General features: G+C 54.8%; 19 protein-coding genes and 1 pseudogene. 19 read left to right on the forward strand and 1 reads right to left on the reverse strand.

Translation table 11 applies throughout. The features are described 5' to 3' along the window. The 19 genes and pseudogenes from GQY55_RS23365 to GQY55_RS23455 form a co-directional block, all read left to right on the forward strand. A pseudogene (locus GQY55_RS23365) lies at nt 1-312 on the forward strand (PIG-L family deacetylase); the annotation flags it as partial. Between the two features lie 157 nt (nt 313-469). Beyond that, nucleotides 470-1,609: an exo-beta-N-acetylmuramidase NamZ family protein gene (locus GQY55_RS23370; RefSeq protein ID WP_160044331.1), complete on the forward strand. Its 1,140-nt coding sequence runs from the start codon at nt 470-472 to the stop codon at nt 1,607-1,609. A 48-nt stretch (nt 1,610-1,657) separates the two neighbouring features. Beyond that, a complete protein-coding gene (locus GQY55_RS23375; protein ID WP_160044332.1) occupies nt 1,658-3,211 on the forward strand; it encodes a glycoside hydrolase family 3 protein in 1,554 nt (517 codons plus the stop codon). Nucleotides 3,212-3,258: 47 nt separating this feature from the next. After that, complete coding sequence (locus GQY55_RS23380; RefSeq protein ID WP_160044333.1) at nt 3,259-4,176, forward strand: N-acetylglucosamine kinase; 918 nt, start codon at nt 3,259-3,261, stop codon at nt 4,174-4,176. A 206-nt stretch (nt 4,177-4,382) separates the two neighbouring features. Next, complete coding sequence (locus GQY55_RS23385) at nt 4,383-5,633, forward strand: stalk domain-containing protein (RefSeq protein WP_160044334.1); 1,251 nt, start codon at nt 4,383-4,385, stop codon at nt 5,631-5,633. Nucleotides 5,634-5,882: 249 nt separating this feature from the next. Further along, entirely contained in the window at nt 5,883-6,437 is a 555-nt protein-coding gene (locus GQY55_RS23390) for a biotin transporter BioY (RefSeq protein WP_160044335.1), read from the forward strand. 31 nt (nt 6,438-6,468) lie between these two features. Beyond that, nucleotides 6,469-7,947, forward strand: a complete 1,479-nt coding sequence (locus GQY55_RS23395) for a class I adenylate-forming enzyme family protein (protein WP_160044336.1) — start codon at nt 6,469-6,471, stop codon at nt 7,945-7,947. Then, the gene (locus GQY55_RS23400) at nt 7,944-9,095 is read left to right on the forward strand and encodes a thiolase family protein (protein ID WP_160044337.1); all 1,152 of its coding nucleotides are present in this window, start codon (nt 7,944-7,946) and stop codon (nt 9,093-9,095) included. Before GQY55_RS23395 ends, GQY55_RS23400 begins: the two co-directional genes overlap by 4 nt. Continuing rightward, a complete protein-coding gene (locus GQY55_RS23405) occupies nt 9,092-9,490 on the forward strand; it encodes an FAS1-like dehydratase domain-containing protein (RefSeq protein WP_160044338.1) in 399 nt (132 codons plus the stop codon). The genes GQY55_RS23400 and GQY55_RS23405 overlap by 4 nt, the downstream gene beginning before the upstream one ends. Continuing rightward, entirely contained in the window at nt 9,468-9,812 is a 345-nt protein-coding gene (locus GQY55_RS23410) for a MaoC family dehydratase (RefSeq protein ID WP_160044339.1), read from the forward strand. The genes GQY55_RS23405 and GQY55_RS23410 overlap by 23 nt, the downstream gene beginning before the upstream one ends. 1 nt (nt 9,813) lies before the next feature. Then, entirely contained in the window at nt 9,814-10,635 is an 822-nt protein-coding gene (locus GQY55_RS23415; protein WP_160044340.1) for an SDR family NAD(P)-dependent oxidoreductase, read from the forward strand. Continuing rightward, a complete protein-coding gene (locus tag GQY55_RS23420) occupies nt 10,636-11,436 on the forward strand; it encodes an ATP-binding cassette domain-containing protein (RefSeq protein WP_160044341.1) in 801 nt (266 codons plus the stop codon). It abuts the gene before it with no gap. Next, nucleotides 11,421-12,269, forward strand: coding sequence for an ATP-binding cassette domain-containing protein (locus tag GQY55_RS23425; RefSeq protein ID WP_160044342.1), 849 nt, complete (start codon nt 11,421-11,423; stop codon nt 12,267-12,269). Before GQY55_RS23420 ends, GQY55_RS23425 begins: the two co-directional genes overlap by 16 nt. Then, on the forward strand, nt 12,270-13,079 hold the full coding sequence (locus GQY55_RS23430; protein ID WP_160044343.1) for an energy-coupling factor transporter transmembrane component T family protein: 810 nt from the start codon (nt 12,270-12,272) through the stop codon (nt 13,077-13,079). 69 nt (nt 13,080-13,148) lie between these two features. Continuing rightward, entirely contained in the window at nt 13,149-14,108 is a 960-nt protein-coding gene (locus GQY55_RS23435) for an NAD(P)H-dependent flavin oxidoreductase (RefSeq protein WP_160044344.1), read from the forward strand. A gap of 109 nt (nt 14,109-14,217) precedes the next feature. Next, nucleotides 14,218-15,258 carry a hypothetical protein gene (locus GQY55_RS23440; protein WP_160044469.1) on the forward strand — a complete coding sequence of 347 codons (1,041 nt, stop codon included), beginning with the start codon at nt 14,218-14,220 and terminating at the stop codon, nt 15,256-15,258. A gap of 67 nt (nt 15,259-15,325) precedes the next feature. Further along, nucleotides 15,326-15,712: a hypothetical protein gene (locus GQY55_RS23445; protein ID WP_160044345.1), complete on the forward strand. Its 387-nt coding sequence runs from the start codon at nt 15,326-15,328 to the stop codon at nt 15,710-15,712. Between the two features lie 439 nt (nt 15,713-16,151). Continuing rightward, a complete protein-coding gene (locus GQY55_RS23450; RefSeq protein ID WP_160044346.1) occupies nt 16,152-16,832 on the forward strand; it encodes a spermine/spermidine synthase in 681 nt (226 codons plus the stop codon). Nucleotides 16,833-17,105: 273 nt separating this feature from the next. Continuing rightward, nucleotides 17,106-19,364 (forward strand): hypothetical protein, encoded by a 2,259-nt coding sequence (locus GQY55_RS23455; protein WP_160044347.1) that lies wholly within the window; start codon nt 17,106-17,108, stop codon nt 19,362-19,364. Nucleotides 19,365-19,549: 185 nt separating this feature from the next. On the opposite strand, the gene GQY55_RS23460 is transcribed toward GQY55_RS23455, so the two are convergent. After that, nucleotides 19,550-20,335, reverse strand: coding sequence for a hypothetical protein (locus GQY55_RS23460; protein ID WP_160044348.1), 786 nt, complete (start codon nt 20,333-20,335; stop codon nt 19,550-19,552). Nucleotides 20,336-20,392 lie beyond the last annotated feature (57 nt).

Below are 20,392 nucleotides of genomic sequence, written 5' to 3' on the forward strand. Positions count from 1 at the left end.
TTTGCGGGACTCGCTTCCTTCGAAAGAGAGCTGCCGGCGCATTTTGCTTCCAGACTGTATTATGCGGAAAACTGGGAGGACGCCGTCGACTACAAGCCGTATGTTTACGTGGACTTTTCCAAGGAAGCCTTCGATCTATGGGTAAAAGCGACGGAGCAGCATTGGTTCGTGACGAACAGCAAATCCTTCCCTTATCTGGAATACTATAAACATTTGGCAAGAGTTCGCGGGATCGAAGCGCGCAAGGAATATGCCGAAACGTTTATGGTTCCCGAAGAAACGAAACGCGTGCTGAAAAGCGATCTGCTGTAGGAAAAGGAAAAATTGCACAATGACTGCCTGCAGGGCAGGATTCGACAAGCGGACGCTTGATTGGATTCTGCAAAGCCGCATTCCGCCCGAAACGGGACGGGGTGCGGCGGCGCGGCAGTCATTTTTTTCAAACATGCCTATAGGAGGGAAAACAGGGATGATTCTGAACGGAATCGACACGATCATGGAAGCCGCCCATTTGTTTAAAGGGAAAAAACTCGGTTTGATCACGTCTCCGACCGGTTTGAACAAAGAGTTTGTTTCCACGATTCAAATTTTGCATGAACATTTTCATCTGGCGGCGATGTTTTCGCCTGAACACGGCGTGCGCGGCGATCAGGCTGCGGGGGCGATGGTCGAAACGTATTCGGACCCGATCACGGGCGTGCCGGTATACAGCTTGTACCGCAAGGACTCCAAACGTTTAAGCCAAGAAATGCTGGATGAAGTGGATGTGGTCGTTTACGACATTCAGGATGTGGGGACGCGTTATTATACGTTTATTTACACGATGTTGTACGCGTTGGAAGACTGCGCGAAGGCGGGCAAGGAAATCGTCGTATTGGACCGGATCAACCCGCTGGACGGCGTGACGGTCGAAGGGAATATATTGAAACCGGGATATGAATCGTTTGTCGGCAATTATCCGCTTGCCGTCCGCTACGGGCTGACTGCAGGCGAGGTGGCGATGATGGCCAACGACCAGAAGGGCTGGAACGCCAAATTGCACGTGATCCGCTGCCAGGGCTGGGACCGACGCATGCTTTTCCCCGAGACCGGGCGCATTTGGGTGATGCCGTCCCTGGGGCTGCCGCGGTTTGAATCGGCTCTGATTTATCCGGGCACATGCCTGTTTGAAGGGACGAATATGTCGGAGGGCCGCGGCACGACCGCGCCGTTCGAAATCGTTGGAGCGCCGTTTATCCGGGCGGAACGGTTGGCCGAGGAGATGAACGCCCAGAAGCATCCGGGCGTCATTTTCCGGCCGGTCTATTTTAAGCCGTCATTTTCGAAATTCCAGGGGGAGCAATGCGGCGGAGTTCAGATCCATATCACGGATGCGAGGGCGGTTCGTCCGCTGGAGACCGGCGTGCACTTGCTCTTTACGATCAAAAACAACTATGGGGAGTTTTCGTTCCTGCCGCCGCTCAAAGAAAATTCGAGACCGTTTATCGACCTGCTGGGAGGCGACGACATCTTCCGTGGCGAGAACGTGGATGTTCCTGCGCTGCTTGGGCAATTCCGTGAGGAAAGCCGCCGGTTCGAAAAGCTGAAAGCGGAATACCATCTGTATTGATTGGATGAGACGAGCAAATCCCGAATGAAAAAAGGAGCCGGTATCACAATGAGACAACTTACGTTAAGGGAAAAAATCGGCCAGCTGATCGTGGCGGGATTTCCCGGACTGGACGTCGATGAAGAAACGCGGCGTCTGTTTGCGGATTATAAAATCGGCAATGTCATTTTGTTTGCGCATAACGTTCAAAACCGGGAGCAGCTAAAAAGCTTATGCGCCGGGCTGCAGCGGAGCATCGCCGCGCATACGGGCCATCCTGCGCTCATCTCGATCGACCAGGAGGGGGGACGGGTCACGCGCTTGCCGCAGGATGCGGTCAACGTGCCGGGGGCGATGGCGATCGCTTCGACGGGCCGCCCCGAAAACGCCTATGCGGCGGGCCGGATTACCGCCCGCGAAATGCGCGCGCTCGGAATCAACTTTAATCTCGCGCCGGTGCTGGACATTAACAACAATAAGCAAAACCCGGTCATCAACGTGCGCTCCTATGGCGATACGGCCGAGGTCGTGACCGAATACGGGCTGCAGATGCTGCGCGGGCTCAAAGACGGCGGGGTGCTGGCGGCGATCAAGCATTTTCCCGGACATGGCGACACGGCGGTCGATTCCCATTTGGGGCTGCCTTCGATCGACAAGCCGCTTGAATCGCTGGAGGAGCTTGAACTAAAGCCGTTTCGGGCGGCGATCGACAGCGGCGCGGAATGTTTGACCAGCGCGCATATTTTGTTTCCCGCCATCGAGAAAAATCAGGTTCCCGCCACGATGTCGAAAGCGATCATTACCGGCCTGCTCAAACATAAGATGGGTTATGAAGGACTCGTCATTTCCGATTGCCTTGAAATGGACGCGATCCAGAAATATTACGGAACCGCGGAAGGGGCCGTCGGCGCGCTTAAAGCCGGTGTTCACCTGCTTTTTATAAGCCATTCCGCGCGGCTCGTAAAGGATGCGGTTCATCAAATCGAGCAAGCGGTGGAAGCCGGGGAACTGCCGATTGCGGTCATCGACGAAGCCGTGGAAAAGGTGCTCTTTTACAAAGCCAAATACGGCCTGGTGGAAGACGGGGATATGACTGAAGCACGGCGCGAAGCGAATCGGCGGGCGGCGGAAGCGATCAGCCTGGAAAGCATATGCCACGTCAGTGGAAAGCTTGTGCCTGTGCAAAAGGATGTTTCGGATACGATCGTCATTGGCAGCCTGCCTTATCGCCCGGATCAGGCTTCAAGCCGGATCGGAGCCGGGCTGTCCTTTCCGGCGGAAGCCGCCGCTGCCCTTGGGACGGCATATCTGTTGACGGATATCAACCCGGACGAAACGGAGCAACGCCGGATTGCAGACGAGGTCCAAAATGTTCCGAACATCATCATCGGCCTTTATAACGGCTGCGACCACCAGGGGCAGATCGAGCTTGCGAACCGGCTTGCTCGTGCCGGTCATCAAGTAACGGCGGTTGCGCTCGGAAAACCGTACGATCTGGAGCTGCTGGAAGAAGGGGTTTGCGGATTGGCCGCCTTCGAGTACACCCGGATGTCCATCCGGTCGGTCATTCGGATTCTTGCCGGCGAAACGCCTCCGACAGGCCAATTAAGTTTGCGCAGCTGACATACGCCGGGATCGGAACATAGAAACATAAGGATGTGAAGACAACCATGAAATATGCGGCAGGTTTGGACGGCGGCGGTACGAAAACCGCCGTCACCATCGTGGACGAGACGGGCAAGACGGTAAAAACGTCTGCCTCCGGCGCCATCAATTATAACGGACAGGACGAGGAAAGCGTCGGCGCTTCCTTGCAGGAGATCATGGAATCCATCGCTTTGGCCTGCGGCGGGATCGAAAACTGCGCCGAAATTTGCATCGGCGCCGCAGGTGTGAGCAATCCGAGCGTCGCAAGCAGGCTGACAGGCCATGTCCGCGGATTTGGTTATGATGGCGGCTTGCACATTATCGGCGATCATGAAACGGCTTTGTACGGAGCTCACCTGAAAGCGTACGGAATGATTCTGATCGCGGGTACCGGCTCCATCGGGCTCGGCAAAAACGAGGCCGGGCAATCGCACCGGACAGGCGGCTTCGGACACCTGATCGACGACGAAGGCAGCGGCTACGCGATCGGGCGCGATCTGCTGGCCGCCGTCGTGCAGGCGCATGACGGCCGGATTCCGGACACGGTCATTAAAGAACTCGTCTACGGACAGCTGGGAATCGGTTCGGTACAGGACATCGTCGGCTTTGTCTACGACAAGCACCGAAACAAAAAGGACATCGCGGCGCTGGCGCCGCTTCTTACGGAAGCCTGCGCGGCGGGCGACAAAGCGGCAATGCGCATCGCGGAAAAAAGCGCGGAATCCCTGCTGCAGCTCGTCATCCCGGTCGCGGAAACGCTCTCCCTGCAGGAGGGCAGCCTGGCCATGGCCGGCAGCGTTTTGCTCAAGAACGGCTTCATCCGGTCGATATTCCAAGAAAAGCTTTGTTCGCGATACCCGAAAATGGAGTGCATCACCCCAAAAAGCGACGCTTCCATGGGGGCGGCATTGATCGCCTTAAACCGATTGCGTGCCGAATAAATCAGCATGCATAGGCTGGAAGTCCGATGACTTCCGGCCTAATTATTTTTTTGGGAAAAATGCGGCTCAAGCCCAGACCTTCTCCGGCAGGTTTAGGATATAATTGGAAAATAGTCGTGATGAACCCGCATATTCCCGCATACACATGGTTGATGCGGCCGTGAGCCGCCATGGACGAATGAAGGAAAAAGGAGTGAAGGAAAGCCATGCAAGCTTTTAAAACGAAAACCTGCGCCGGATTGCTTTTGTTTTTCGCGTTGCTGCTGGCCACCGGTTTTTGGGGATTAAAGCAGGCCCATGCGGACGCGCCTGCGCCGATTAAAGTGGCCGTGGATACGAAATGGGTGTCCTTTTCGGTGGATCCGCTGCTGGACGGCGGAACGACGTTGGTGCAAATGCGCCCTTTGTTTGAATCGATGGGCATCTCGTTGAAATGGGATCAAAAAACCCGGACGATTTCGGGGCAAAAGGGCTCGATGTCGTTCACCTTGAAGGTCGACAGCCCGAAGGCGGTTCTGAACGGGAAAGAAATTGCGCTGGATAAGCCGGCCCGAGTCATCCAGGGCAACACGCTGGTTCCGCTGCGGTTTGTGGGCGAAGCTACCGGCGGTTTGGTGGCTTGGGACCCGAAAAACCGGGAAATTACGATATTTTCGGAGCAGATGCTGAGCCAGCTCGGATTGACGAAAGAACAGGCTGCGGAGATCCTTAACAAAAACGGGACCATGACGACCTCGAACCCGCCGAAGGACCCAACGGGGACGGGACAAACGGGAGGAGATGAAGAAACGGCTCCGGCCGAGCCCGTCAAACTCGACAAGCTTCAGGGCATGTACGTCGGCATGCGGCTCGATCCGGGCGGATACGAATGCGGCGGTGCGTGCTGGGATTACTACACTTTCCTGCCGGGTCAAAAAATCGTCGTGGGCGAGCCCGTCTCCGGCGGGCCGGAAACCATCGATTGCTCGAAACAGGCCTGTACCGCATACAGCATCAATAATAACCGTCTTTCTTTAAGCAACGGCAAATCCTATTCCATCCGGGTGTCGGCGAAAGGCAACCTGTTCATCGAAGACGTGCAGCTGGCGCCGGTGAAGCCTGTCACGGCGAATTTCAAGCTAAGCGGCAGCTACGTGTACCGAGGGTATTCGGGAATGGCCGGCGCCAATTCGGCGTCCTCGGCTTGGGAAGAATGGATTACCTTCCAAACGGACGGCACGTTTAAAAGCGACAATCTCACGCTGGGATCGGCGGATACGGGATCGGGCTCGACGAATTCCTCTGCGGGCGCAAGCGGCACGGGGACGTACGCGATCACCGGAAACACGATTACCCTCAAATTTTCGGACGGCAAAACGGAGCGGTTCGTGTTTTTCGTCCATCCCGGAAAAGACGGAAAACCGAACCCGCAGGACATCCAAATCGGCGACCGCAATTTTTATGTGGATAACGATTAACCCGATGGACCGGAAACAATAACAAATCCAATTCATGAAACGAAAAGGCAGCGCTGCTTCGGCAGCCGCTGTCTTTTTGCGTGTTCATGAAAAATCGGCTGCAGCGCGCAGTACAAGCTTATTTCGCCAATTGTAAACCTTGGATTCAAATTTATGGTTTACAATTCGAGCCGATCAAGCTATGATTAGCTACGGTACATTATTCCAGCATTTAAAAAGAAATTTTCCATCGTAACGGAGGTCAGTCAAATGACAACGAAAGAAATGGTTTACGCTGCTCTATTTGCGGCACTTATCGGAGTGTTGGGACTTATTCCGCCTATACCGCTCGGATTCATTCCGGTTCCCGTCACCGCCCAGACGCTTGGGGTAATGCTGGCCGGATGTTTTTTGGGAAAGAAAACAGGCACCATCAGCGTGGCGTTATTTATCGTTTTGACCGTGTTGGGGATACCGATGTTATCCGGCGGACGCGGAGGGCTTTCCGTTTTGATGCAGCCGACCGCCGGATATTTGCTTAGCTGGCCGGTTGCCGTTTTTTGCATCGGATATTTCACGGAGAAAGCTTGGCCCAAACTGAAAGCATGGAAACTAATCGCCATCAACGTCGTTTTCGGCGTGCTGCTCATCAGCTTGATCGGCGCTCCCGTGATGGCGCTCATCACGCATACCCCGGTGTGGACGGGTCTTGTGGGCGCTACCGCATTTTTGCCCGGGGATTGCATCAAAGCGGTCGTTGCCGCCGTCATCGCGCTGCAGTTGAAAGCCATCAGCCCGATCGAAGACAAGTTGCATCGTCGGTAAGACATCATCCTTAAAGCAGGTGTGGTCAGAAATGAATTTGGTAGAGTCTATATTGCGGCATGTTGCGCGAACCCCCGACAAAATCGCTTTGTCGTACGGCAGGCAGAGCCTGACGTACGGCGAATTGGCGGAGCGGATAAAAAAAGTCGCATGGGGTTTGCGGCAAGACGGTCTTAAGCATGACATGGTCGCCATATTGTCCGGAAATCGGCTGGAATTCGTGGAAGTTTTTTTGGGAGCCGTTTATGCCGGGTGTGTTCCCGTCCCCATGGATCCCAAATGGAGCGCTCATGAAATCACCGCCGTGATGCGGCAGTGCAGGCCGAAAATGATCTTTGCGGAAAACGGCTTCCCGGCAATGCCGTGCCCGGAGGAACACGATGCCCGGCTTATCGTTTTTTCGGGTAAGCCCGGGGAATCGTACGCTGCCTGGATCGATGGGCTGGAGCCTCGGGCAGCCATGGACGACACGAACGAGGTGTTGTTCCTTGCTTTTACTTCCGGTACAACCGGAACGCCCAAAGGATATATGCGCACGCACCAATCGTGGATCAAAAGCTTGGAAGCGACGGAAGAAGCCTTTCAACTCGACATGCGGCATATTTCGGCGCCGGGTCCGCTCGTTCACTCTTTATCATTGTTCGCGTTGGTGCAAAGCCTTTGCAGCGGCGCGACGTTTCATCTCGTCCCTTCATTTGATGCGGGGGAGGTTTGGGAGTTATGCGCACGGATTCCCGATGTCATTTTGTTCGTCGTGCCTACGATGATCGAAGCGATGATGCGGGAGCCGGTTTGCGGCCGGCCGCGGATCCAAGCGCTGATCAGCTCGGGCGGAAAATGGCCGGAAGCGTCGAAAAAACGAAGCAGGGAAATTTTCGGCGAAGCGAGGCTGTACGAATATTACGGTTCGTCCGAAGCGAGTTATATCAGTTATTTGGACGTGCTTGCGGACCAAAAACCGAATTCCGTAGGAAAACCGTTTTCGGGCGTGGACATATCGATTCGGGACGAGCGCTTCCAGGAGCTGCCGCCCGGTCAAATCGGGCAGCTGTACGTTCGCAGCGAAATGGCTTTTTTGGGTTATCATCAACTTCCTGAAGAAACGGCCGCCGTTTTTCGCGACGGGTGGCTCAAGCTTGGAGATTACGCTTATGTGGATCAAGAGGGATATCTTTATTTGGCGGGCCGTGCCAAAAACATGATCGTATCCGGCGGACTCAACATTTTTCCGGAGGAGATCGAGTCCGTGCTGCTGCAGTTGCCGGCGGTCGAGGAAGCGATGGTGCTCGGCCTTCCGGATGAATATTGGGGAGAGCGGGTGACGGTGCTCGTGAAATGGAGCGGGCGGCAGCGGATGTCGATCGACGAGATCAAAAGCTTTTGCCGGCGGCATTTGGCCGCTTACAAAGCGCCGAAGCAGCTCATCACGGTGGAGCGATTCCTGTATACCGGCAGCGGGAAAATAGCCCGTCAAGCGATGAAAGATTACGCGAAAAGGGTGATGTCATGAAGGAAGCCGTCATTGTCATGGCGAAACGAACGCCAATAGGCAAAACGGGCGGAGCCTTGAGCACGCTTGAACCGGAAGAACTGTTAGCGCCGCTGATCCGGCATATCGTATCGGAAACGGGTTTGCCCGTAGAGCGGATCGATGACGTGATCATCGGCAACGTCGTCGGGCCGGGAGGCAATATAGCGCGGGTATCCGCGCTTGAAGCGGGGCTTCCGGTCACGGTTCCCGGCGTCACCGTAGACCGGCAATGCGGCTCCGGATTGGAGGCCGTCAACCTGGCGGCCAGGCTGGTCCAGAGCGGCGCCGGCGAAATTTACTTGGCGGGAGGCGTCGAAAGCGCAAGCCGGGCGCCTTGGAAAATGGCCAAGCCCCAAACCCTTACGGGACTTCCGCGCCTTTATTCCCGCGCCCGTTTCACTCCCGATGTTTACGGCGACCCGGATATGGGCATCGCGGCGGAGAACGTTGCCAGCATGTACGGGATTTCAAGGGAAGAGCAGGACCTTTACGCCTTAAAAAGCCACCAAAAAGCCGTGCATGCCCAGCGGACGGGCCGGTTTCGGCAAGAAATCGTGCCCGTTCAGGTTCAAGGGGAATGGATTGACGCCGACGAATGCCCGAGAGGCGACACCAGTTTTGAAAAGCTGCAGAAACTTTCGCCGGTTTTTCTGGAGAACGGCACCGTCACGGCGGGCAACGCTTGTCCGATCAACGACGGGGCGGCTTTGGCCCTCGTCATGTCGCGCGAAACATGCAGGGAGCTCGGGTTAACGCCGGTTTTACGCATAGCGGATGCGCAGGCCGCGGGCGTGGATCCGAAATATTTAGGCATCGGCCCCGTGCCGGCCGTTCAAAAGCTGCTGGACCGCCGCCGCATGACGGTCGGCGATGCAGACGTCGTGGAGTTTAACGAAGCGTTTGCTTCGCAAGTGCTGGCTTCGCTTCAGCAGCTCGGGATTCCGTACGAAAAGGTGAATCTCGCAGGCGGCGCGCTGGCCCTTGGCCATCCTTACGGCGCGTCGGGAGCCGTTTTGATCACGCGCTTATGCGCCGAGATGCTGCACCAACCCTACAAAAGAGGGATTGCCGCGCTTGGAATCGGCGGAAGCATGGGCTTGGCCACCCTCGTGGAGGCAGCCGAATGAACAAGGTTCGGCAGCGGATCGCCGTCACGGAAGAGTGGATTTCCCGTTATGCCGACAGCATTTCGGCGCCTTTGCAAACATTGGACGGCAAGTGGATGGCGCCTGCGACCATGCCGGTCATTTTCTGGCAGGAGTTCGATATTCCGTGGCTGAAAGCGGACGGTCCCTGGATTCACGGCTCCCAGCGGTTTGCGTATTCGGCTCCGATAACCGCCGGCATGGTTTTGGACTGCGAGTTATCCTTAACCAAAGTGGAAACCAAGGAAGGAAGGCTAGGCATGCTTACGTTATACACGCATACGCTGGCATGCTGCAGCGGAGGCGATCTCATCGTCACCGCAGAGACTGTATTGATCAGGGCAGGTGAGCGGCATGAACATCCGGATCACGGCTGAAGCAGTCCGGCAATACGCCCTTGCCTCCAAAGACGTGGCCGACATTCATCTCAGCCGCGAGGCTGCGGCAAAAGCCGGGTATGAGCGGCCCGTCGTTCATGGCATGTACCTTATGGGACTTGCGCAATCTTTATATCTGGCCGATCATCGCGAGATGTGGATTACATCTTGCGCGATGAAATTTCTTAAACCGCTTTTCGCCGACTCCGTTGCAGCCTTCGATTTTAAGGCTTATGATGGAGGCGAAGTTCGGGTGACCGTTACGGCGGAAAGCGGCGAAATCGTAGCCATGGGCCATTTTTCGGTAAAAGGGAGGCCATGACATGAAGAAAGTCGCCTTCATTACCGGAGCGACAAGAGGCATTGGGCGGAGCATAGCCATCCGGCTCGGCCGATCCGGTTACCGGGTTGCCGTCAACGGAACGAAGCTGATGCTAATCGACGAAGTCGTAAAGGAAATCCGGGAAGCAGGCGGAGAGGCCATCGGGTGTCCTGCGGATGTAGCCGATCCGGACGCCGTCACCGGGATGGTGGAGGCGGTCGCTGCCGCATACGGGCGCATCGATGTGCTGATCCATAACGCCGGCAATTTGCATGATCAGAGATGCGCGCGCATGACCGACGAACAATGGCATGCCGTGCTGAACGTGCATTTGAACGGCGCTTTTTACGTGATCCGGCGGGCGCTGCCGCATCTGCAAAAAAACGGCGGCGACATTTTATTGATGACGTCGACCGCCGGATTGACGGGTTCGGTCGGCCAGCTGAATTACAGCGCGGCCAAAGCCGGGATGCTCGGTATGGTATGGACGCTCGCCGAAGAGCTTCGGCGGGACCGAATCCGCGTGAATGCCTTGTCGCCGGCCGCCTTGACGGACATGACCAGGCCCGTCATCGAGCGCATCAAGGAAAAGTGCGCCAGCCGCAAGGAGCCATTTCCGGCGTTCTGGAACGTGGGTGAGCCCGATGATATCGCCCGTTTTGCGGTCGAGCTGCTGGCGCAGCCTGACGATGATTTAACGGGAGAGATATTCGGGGTTAACGGTTCCCGGATCACGAGCTGGCAAAAACCTGCGCCCGCTTTTTCCGAAAGCGGTCCGGAATCGTTTTTTGCGGCATGGCACGAACGGAAGGGGAAGTCATGAATGCTTACATTGGATCGGGTTTGCTTTTATTATAAAAAAGGGGAGCCTGTCCTCGAAAATTTGAGCTTTACCGTTCAGGCCGGTGAATACGCGGCGATCGTCGGCCCGAACGGCTGCGGAAAGTCGACGCTTGCGAAGCTTATGGACGGCCTGCTATTGCCCAAGGAAGGGCATGTGCGCCTGGAACATTTGGATACGTCCCGTCCCGCCGAACTGGCGCAGATTCGCGGGCGCATCGGATTTGTGTTTCAAAATCCGGAGGACCAGTTCATCACGACGACGGTCATGGACGAGGTCCTTTTCGGATTGGAGAATATTCGGGTTCCAAGGGAGGAAATGGCAGGCCGTGCGCTGGAGGCTTTGCGCGCCGTTCAAATGGAGGAACATGCGGAGGCGATGCCGCATCAACTGTCCGGCGGCCAGAAACAGCGCGTTGCGATTGCGGCGATCCTCGCGATGCGTCCCGAAATCATCATTTTCGACGAGGCGACTTCGATGCTTGATCCGCTAGGGAGAAAGCAGGTGCTGGACATCATGCGCAGCCTGCATCGAGCAGGCATGACCATCATCCACATCACCCATCATATGGAGGAAGCGCTGGAAGCGAAGCGGATTTTGCTTTTGCATGAAGGCCGGCTTGCCTATGACGGCGATCCGTTTCGGTTTTTTGATGAGCTGCCTGTTGCCGACTATCATTTGGAGCTGCCGTTTTCGGTGCGGGTGCATCAAAAACTCCGGCTGGAAGCGCCGTTCCATGCGGATTGGAAGGAGGCGGTCCGCACGCAATGGCCTATCAGTTAAACGACGTCAGCGTGCATTACGCGGGAAAAACGGCATTGCGATCGGTTAGCTGCACGATGGAAGAGGGGAAATGGATTTCCGTCATCGGCCATACGGGCGCGGGAAAATCCACGTTTGCAAAAGTGCTGAAAGGACTGGTCCCCTCCATCGACGGGGAGTATTTCATTCGTCGACAGCCGGTGCAGCGGGATGCGAAAGGCAGGCTCAAAGCGATCCCCGAAATCGGCTTCGTTTTTCAATATCCCGAACATCAGCTGTTCGAGACGAGCGTATATAAGGAGCTATCTTTTACGCTGAAACATCAGGGAGCTTCTGTCCGGGAGATCCGGGAAGCCATTGACGGGATTTTGCCTGAGGTCGGTTTGGATCCGGACATCCTTCCGCTCGTCCCGCTTCAGTTAAGCGGCGGGTATAAGCGCCGGGTGGCGATCGCATCGGCGTTGATATCGAATCCGAAGCTCCTGATCGTGGATGAACCTACGGCAGGCCTTGACCCGCTCGGCAGCCGAGCCGTTTTAACAATGCTGAAGCGGTGGCAGCGGCAAAACGACCGTACGGTGATCTTCATTTCCCATCAAATGGAGGACGTTGCCGAATATTCGGACGAGGTGATGGTTTTCCATGCCGGGAGGCTGATGGGGCATTTCGACGCGAACGTTTTATTTCTGGAACATTCGCAATGGCTCGAGGAGCTTGGATTGCCTTTGCCGGAGCCCGTACAGCTATTAAAACTGCTGGAGGACATGTCCGGTCGCAAGATTGAAACCGCCGGCTGCAGGGAAGAGGACATTTTCGAAAAAATAATGCCGATCTGGGACAAAAGGGGGTTCTGAATGAGGGATAACGTAATCATCGGTCAATATATGGAGACGGATTCCGTCCTTCACCGGCTGGACCCGCGCACGAAGCTTTTAAGCCTTGTCGTTGTCATGATCGGCCTGCTGATGCTGAAGCCGGGCATCGGCTACGCGGTTGCAGCCGTTTTTGCTTTAGGGGTGCTGACGTTGTCCAAAGTCTCTTTTCGCGCGTATTGGAAAGGCTTGAAGCCGGTGTTGTTCGTGTTGATGTTCACCTTCTTGTACCATGCCTTGTTTACCAAAGGGACGACCGTGATTTGGACGTGGTCCTATATCGGGTTGACGGCTGAAGGGCTGGCAAAAGGGGCGGCGTTCGTCGGGAGGATCGTGCTGCTGATCTTGATGGCGTCGGTTTTGACATTCGCGACGAAGCCGCTGGAATTGGCTTACGGATTTCAAAAGCTGCTCGCGCCGCTGTCCAGGCTGCATGTCCCGGTAGAACAAATATCGTTAATGATCGTCATCGCGATCCGGTTTATTCCGACGATTTTGCAGGAGCTTGACCGCATATTGCTGGCGCAAAAGGCCCGGGGTTTCGACATGGCCGCTTTAAAGCTTCCGAAACGGATTTTTGCCTATGTACCGATCCTCGTTCCGCTGCTTTTTACGACGATTGGACGAGCCGAACAGCTCGCCTATGCGATTGAAGCGCGGGCTTACGGGAACGGCAAAGGGAGAACTTCGTACCGGCAGCTGAAATTCGGGCCATTGGATGCCTGGGCAGGGGGAACGGCCGTTTTGTTTGCGGTCGCCATCCTTGCCATCAGTATGGGCGGCATATCATGAATGCGACGCAACAGCGCATACAGTTTGTTATGAACATGAGATCGTTCATATGAAGGGGGATAGACGTTCATGCAATGGGATACGCGATTGACCGAATTGCTGCGCATCAAATACCCGATCATTCAAGGAGGATTGGCGTATTTGGCTTATGCGGACCTGGCCGCCGCGGTTTCGAATGCCGGCGGGCTGGGCCAGATTACGGCGATGAGCCTTCCGGACGCGGATGCCTTGCGCCGGGAGATCCGCCGGTTTCGGGCGTTGTCGGACAAACCGTTTGGCGTCAATTTCGCCATCGGCATGCACGGAGCCCGATACGAGGAACGGGTACAAGCCGCCATCGAAGAGCAGGTGCCCGTGGTCACCGTAACGGGCGGAAATCCGGCTCCGATCATGAAAATGCTGCAGCAGGCGGACATGAAAATACTGGTGCTTGTCGCTTCGCGCAGGCAGGCCCAAAAAGCCGAGCAGCTCGGCGCTTCCGCCGTGATCGTCGTCGGGCAGGAAGGAGGCGGCCACATCGGGCGCGAAGACGTCGGAACGATGGTGCTTGTCCCCCAGGTCGCGGACGCGGTCGGCATTCCCGTCGTCGCTTCAGGCGGGATCGGCGACGGCCGCGGCTGGATGGCCGCCCACGCGCTTGGCGCGGAGGGGATCGAAATGGGAACGCGTTTTATCGCCACCCGCGAATGCGTTGACGCTTCGGTTTCCTACAAACAAGCGCTGCTCGACAGCACCGAGTCCGATACCGCCGTCATCAAACGTTCCATCGGGGCCCCGGCCAGAGTATTAAGAAGCAAATACGTCGACAAACTTCTTGACATCGAGCAGGCATCTCCGACCTTCGAAGCTTTAAAGGAATATATCAGCGGCGACGCCAATAGGCGGTGGATCCATGACGGGAACGCGGAAGAAGGGTTCGGATTTGCGGGTCAAGTGGCGGGGATGATCCGCGATATTCCGACGGTGGCCGAGCTCATTTCCGGCATGGTTGCAGAGGCGGAACGCATCCGCATCGCATGGGGACGTTGAAGGGATGGATGCGCGGCCGGCAGGACGATGCCGTATTATTTTGAAACAAAATCCGGCGTTTTGCGTCATAAAGTATATTAATGAATTAAAGGGGAGGTGGCTTCCGTTGGTGACGATCGCAACGGCGCGAAAACATGCTGCGGAATGGGTACGGGAACAAGCCCGCGGCCTTGCGGGATATTCGGGAGCTTATTTTAGCGGCTCGACCGTCGGGCGGCCGGGGGAGGAAACGCTGCCGATCGGGTCGGATATCGACGTCGTCGTGGTGCTTGAAGGCGGGGAAGTCCCGCCGAAGCCGGGAAAAATGCGGTATCGCGACACGCTGATCGAAATGACGTATATGCCTTCGAACCAGCTTGCTTCCGCCGAACAAGTGCTGGGCTCCTATCATCTGGCGGGCAGCTTTCGCACCGATACGATAATCGACGATCCGAACGGCAGCCTGCATTCGCTGCAGCGGCAGGTATCCGCCCATTTTGCTGAGCAAAAATGGGTGAAGCTCCGCGCGGAGGAAGCCTGGAACAAGGTGGACCGGGGACTGCGTTCCGTGAACAAGGACGCCCCCTTCTTCGAACAGGTCATCCCTTGGCTGTTTCCGACGGGCGTGATGGCGCACGTCATTCTCGTTGCGGCGCTCCGCAATCCGACCGTAAGGCTGAGATATTTGGCGGCCCGCGAAGTTCTCGGGCAATATGGGCACCAAGCGTTATACCCGGAGATGCTCGAATTGCTGGGTTGCGCCGACTGGACATCCTCCCAAGCGGAACATCATTTGAACACGCTCGAAGGAACCTTCGACGCGGCGGCCGCCGTCGCAAAGACGCCGTTTCCTTTCCGTTCGGACATTACGCCTGAAGCGAAAACGATCGCCATTGACGGAAGCCGGGAACTGATTCGCCGAGGGGATCACCGCGAAGCGGTGTTTTGGATCGCGGCAACGTTTGCCCGGTGCCATCTTGTGATGGCAGCCGATGCGGACGAGGCTGTGCGCCGGTCGTTTGAACCCGGTTTCGCCGGTTTTTTGGCCGACTTGGGCATTCGCTCAAGCGAAGATTTATTCCGCCGCGCCGAAGCCGGTTTGCATTTTTTGCCGAAGCTGCGGGAAACGGCCGAACGGATGATGTTTGCCAACCCGGATATTGTAAAATAAAGGATGACCTTGCTCGCTAAATTTTGGCTAAACGCGTTTTCGAAAGTAAAGGGGATGATCATGCGGCATGTCCAAAAGGCTGGGCGTCTGTATCGCGCTGGTGTTGTTTGCGATCCTGTTACCGGCCTGTTCTGCAAAAGGCGGAACGGAAACTCCGGTTACAATGACGGGGGCGTCGAATTCATGGGCATTCGAGTTTGTGCGTTGGAATGATTCACTCTACAGGCTGACGGACGAGGACATCACGCCGATCGACCGGGAAATCGGAGCGGTGGAATCTTTCATCGACGATGAAAACATCGTGGGTCACGGCGTCTATTCCAACACATTTGCGGAAGGCACGAAACTGTATTCGATTCCGAACGTCCGCACCGAGGATGCCATCGCAGTCGAAGCAAACGGCGGTTACTTGAAGATGATCAATACCGCTAAGGATCGTACGGAGCAACGGTAACTCCGCTAAAAAGATCCAAGCAATCCCCGGTTTTAACTGCAATAAACGCGGGTCATGCAGGAAAAACATCAAGGCCGAAAGGAGAAGGCGGCATGGCCTCAAGACGGCATCATCCTGCCGCAACTATTTTCATAGTTGTGCATATTTTATCGGTAAATTGACGAAAACAGGCTGAATTCGGCTGCAAATGCCGGGATTTCGCCTGTTTTTTTTGCTCAAGAAATAGGAGTCTTCATTGGGTCTTTGGAGCGTAGGGATGACCGTAACGATGAGGTATGATTTATTTTGCAGGGTGAATAACTGCCGGTCCGGCATCGTATTTCGGCCGCCAGGGCATGGCGGACGCTTTTTGCCAAGATTGGACTTCCCGCGCTCTCTTAGGGGTATAATGGAGATTGATAGAATTTAAGATCATTTTCTAGGGCAGGAGGTAGATACCATGAATCAAGCACCTGAAATCATAGAACGCAGTCGCACGGATCGGGGGGATATTCAGCTTCAAAAGAGGGAAGATCACTTTGAGATCATTTATAACGGCACGTTTCTGATGGCAACGTATAACGGGGAATCGGAACGGCTGTTGGTCAGAAGCGCGCTAAAAAAATGCAAACATCCGCAGCGCGTGCTGATCGGCGGCCTGGGCGTCGGTTTTTCGCTGGAAGAAGCATTATCGGATCCCGAAGTCGGGCGCGTGGACGTCGTCGAGATCGAGGAAGCGATCATTCGTTGGAACCGGGAGCAGCTTGCGCCCTATTCCGGATATGCGCTGGATAACCCGCGCACGAATGTGATTCATGCCGACCTGGTCCCATGGATGAGCGAAACGGATGCTTCCTATGACGCCATTTGCCTCGATATCGATAACGGACCGGATTGGACCGTGTCGGAATCGAATACAGGCCTGTATTCGGATCAAGGCATTAATGCGGTCATCAGGCTGCTGCGCCCGCACGGAGTGGTTTCCTATTGGAGCGCTACCGCCTCGCCCGCTTTTGTTGATTATCTGAAGCTTTTTTTCGATGAAGTTGAGGTTTTGTCCATTCCCCAGCTGCGGGGAGAACCCGATTATGTTTATTTGGCGGCATCGCCAAAACGCAAACAGGACTCCTTTTCGTTGTAAACGTCAGCGGAAAGCACATCGGCATCGCCCGCCGGGCCCGGGATTTCAAGATGATTCGCCATTTCATATCAATATCGATAGAAAAAGAATGCGTCCAGAGAGAGGAGAAACCGTATGCTGGGTACCGTTTGATGCAGTTCTTACACCTCGTCCAATACGGGTTTGTTACGGGGACAGTGCTTCATGTCGAAGAAGGCCACGCGTTAGTTTAACGAGAATGGAGGGGGCTCGTCATTTTGCGTTCTTCATGGGAGAAATAAAGGAGAGGATTGAGTGAAGAGAGCTATAGCTCTGTTTAATTTGGTGTTTTTTATTCCGGCGATCGTGTTGAGCTTTATGGTATGGAACGATTACTCCAGCCGGATGGAGGCGAGCGCGACAAACGCGGCGTCGTCCGGCCGCAGCCTGTTTTTTTTGGACCGCGGCAGCAGGGTGATGTCCATTGAAGAAGACGACGATACAGGATTAAAAGGGGAATTGTATGACGTCAAAACCAAGAAACTGCTGAAGGAAGTACCGCTCCAGTCCAACATACATAGACAGTTCGCCTCTTTTTACCAGGACGGGCGTTTGATTTTTATTACTTTAGATGATGTCAGCCGGGTAAACGTCAACGTGGTCGATGCCGAGGGCGGCGTAAAGGAGCTGGCGCAAGGAACGATGGAACTGTCGGGATTTCTGGACAGCAGCGTGCATTTATGGAAGGGGAAAGTCATCATTTCCGGCCAAACCCCCGGCAACGTCCCGTTTATTGCCCGGATGGATCGAGGGAAGCTGCAAAAGGCCGATCTGAACCAAAAAAATCTGCTGCCATCCAGAGCGACTTACATCCGGGATGTGACGGGGAGCTTTAAAAGCGATGCGGCCGTGCCCATGTTCGAGGTGGATCTGCATGACGGCCGGACGGCATACGTCAGCGGAATATTCAACCCGCAGCAGCTCCCCCTTGCGTATATCCAAAAAGAAAACGAAACCTCCTTCGAAGCGGAAGAACATGCCGCCCGCCAATTCGCCGCCCGGTTCGGCCTAAACGACACCAACCTGCTCCAAGTGGACTCCGATGATCCCAAGCAGGTTCGAACTTATGACGCGGCGGCAAAAAAGCCGGGAAATGTGCTTCCGACGCCCATGCCGGTATACCAGGCGCATCTGTTCTCTCTGAACGACGATGAGACGCTGATTGCCGGTTCCACAACCAAAGATGAAGCTGAAGGCCATGTTCTGGGATATGTGTACGATGAAAAAAAGAAGAGCTTTACGGACGTTTCGGCGCTCGTTTCTTTGATTCCATACGATGAGCTGAACAGCGACGAACTTTATTTCTACAAGGAAGCGGGAGACGACCGGTTATTTTATTCAAATTCGCAGGACTCCGCAGGATGGATGAACATCCGTGAGGGGGCTTTTAACGTATTAAGCGGCGAGACGTTTCGATCTTGGGTGCTTGGCAAGGAAGAATACCGCAAATCTTTTCACAGCTTTGTCGATTACCTCAAACAGGGAGATGCGCTCGTTGTCAATTGGGCGATCTGGGTTATCATTCCGGTGTTTATGTTCGGTTCATTGGCTGTCCTGCCGCCGCTGCTGAACGCGTCCCGCAAACGAAAGCTGGAGCAAGGCATCGCCATTTCAGGGACCATTGCGTCCGTGACCGAAACGGGCACGTTTGTCAATAACCAGCCTTTGGTCCGATTTACGGTTCGTTTTCAAGATGAAGGCCGGATGAAGGAAGCCACGATCAAAAAAGTCGTCTCTTATTTGCATCCCGTCGGCGTGGGTGATCCGGTCATGATTAGCTACAACCGCAGCAAAAACAAAGCGATGTTTCTGACCTCCGCCGATGTTCCGGAAAATGCGGAGCCCGAGATGATCGAACATGCCGTTTTGAAACGGATCGACGTTCACGGAAATGCGCTGCGGGGAAACGCGCTGCTGCTTCATTTTGAAGCCGGAGCTAACATCTATACGATTCCCGTCGTGCAGGCGCCGGGTTTTGAATATCAAACAGGGGAAACGGCGTCGCTTATTCATATCGGGGGGATGATCCGTTTGTACGGTTATGGAAGCGGGCTCCGTCCGAACGATTCGGAGAGGCTTTCCGTGCAAGGGGAGATTACCCGGATCCGGCCTTGCGACGTGACGATCGGCGACCGGCGGCTGATGGTGTTCGAGACGCTGATAAGTTATGGCGAGGAGCGGCTGCGCAAAGTGAACAGCCAATTCGTTCCCCTGGGGCTTGATGTTCATGTGGGAGCGATCCTGCCGGCATCCGTCAAAAAGGATGAGTTTGAAAAAGAAATCCGGCTGCTGCGGGGCAAACAGGGAAGCGCCAAAGTAACGGCCGTTTCGTTTGCGGGAACGACCGGCGATCGGCCGTACGCCCGCATAACCGCATTGCGAAACGGAGAGGAGTATGCGATCGAGCAGTCGATCGAGCCGTCGTATGGGGTAGTCGTCGGGGACGAACTATGGATCGCTTATGACGAACGGTCTCATGAAGCTGTCATCGTTCAGTATGCGGTGAATGGGTAACAAAAAATCATCTGCAGAAAACCGCTCTGCAGATGATTTTTCTTGTCTTAGCGTTAACTTATGACAGATTAATGTTCTGCGCCGTGATCCAGCGGAGCGATGGTGCCTGTGCCGGGAGCGGCGGAGACCGGAATGGCGATAGCGACAGACAATACGAGAACTGCGGACAGAATGAATTTTTTCATTTAAATCACAACCCTTTCCATAATATTGGTAATATGCAAATGAAAATGGTCAACTTGTTCCGCGCTAGCAAATTGTCGAAGGGATTCAAAATAAACAACAGCCTGCTTGTAGAATTTGTCGTTTTCAAGCTTGTCGGTAGAGGTGAGCAGCCTTAACGTGTAATCGATGGCAGCCTTGTAATCGGAGTGGGCGATTTTGTACTTGATGATGCCTAGCAGGAAATTATGAAGATACGATGTATCGATCACGCCTTGCGAACTGTTGTTCAACAGGTCGGAAATATGCTGGGAGAACAGCGTGAGCTCGTGATCGATGTTGAGGTTGAACTTGTTGGCCGTTTTAATGATCGACATTAAGCCTGGCAATACTTCTTTGGGATTTTCGCGCAAAAATTCAACGTAGTGGCGGAGGATGTCGGTTTCGCCCGAAAGCAGCAGCACTTCCAGCCGATTAGGTTCCGAGATGTACTTGTAATAGCGAACCTCCCGCAATGCTTCCTCGTCCAGCGGCTTAAACCAGCTTAGATCGGAATATTGATCGATACATCTCAAAGCTTCCCCGTAATGTTCAAGCTCCTTGTAAGCAAGGCCTTTCATCAGTAAACTATATCCATAATAGTAAACCAGATGCCGGGAGGGCTTTGTGTATTGATCGGAGATGTCGCGGCGGTATTCATAGATGTCTTGAACCCGCTTGTAGAGCGAATCCGATAACTCCAACAGCTTGTCCCATAATTCGAAGGAATAAGTCATTTTCAGCATTTTCGTGACTACGTCCAGGTCCATCTTATCGATTTCGATAACTTCGTCTATTTTGACTTCACCTCCTATTACTTACAGGAA

The organism is Paenibacillus sp. USDA918EY (genome assembly GCF_009870825.1).
GTDB classification, from domain to species: domain Bacteria; phylum Bacillota; class Bacilli; order Paenibacillales; family Paenibacillaceae; genus Paenibacillus_AQ; species Paenibacillus_AQ albilobatus.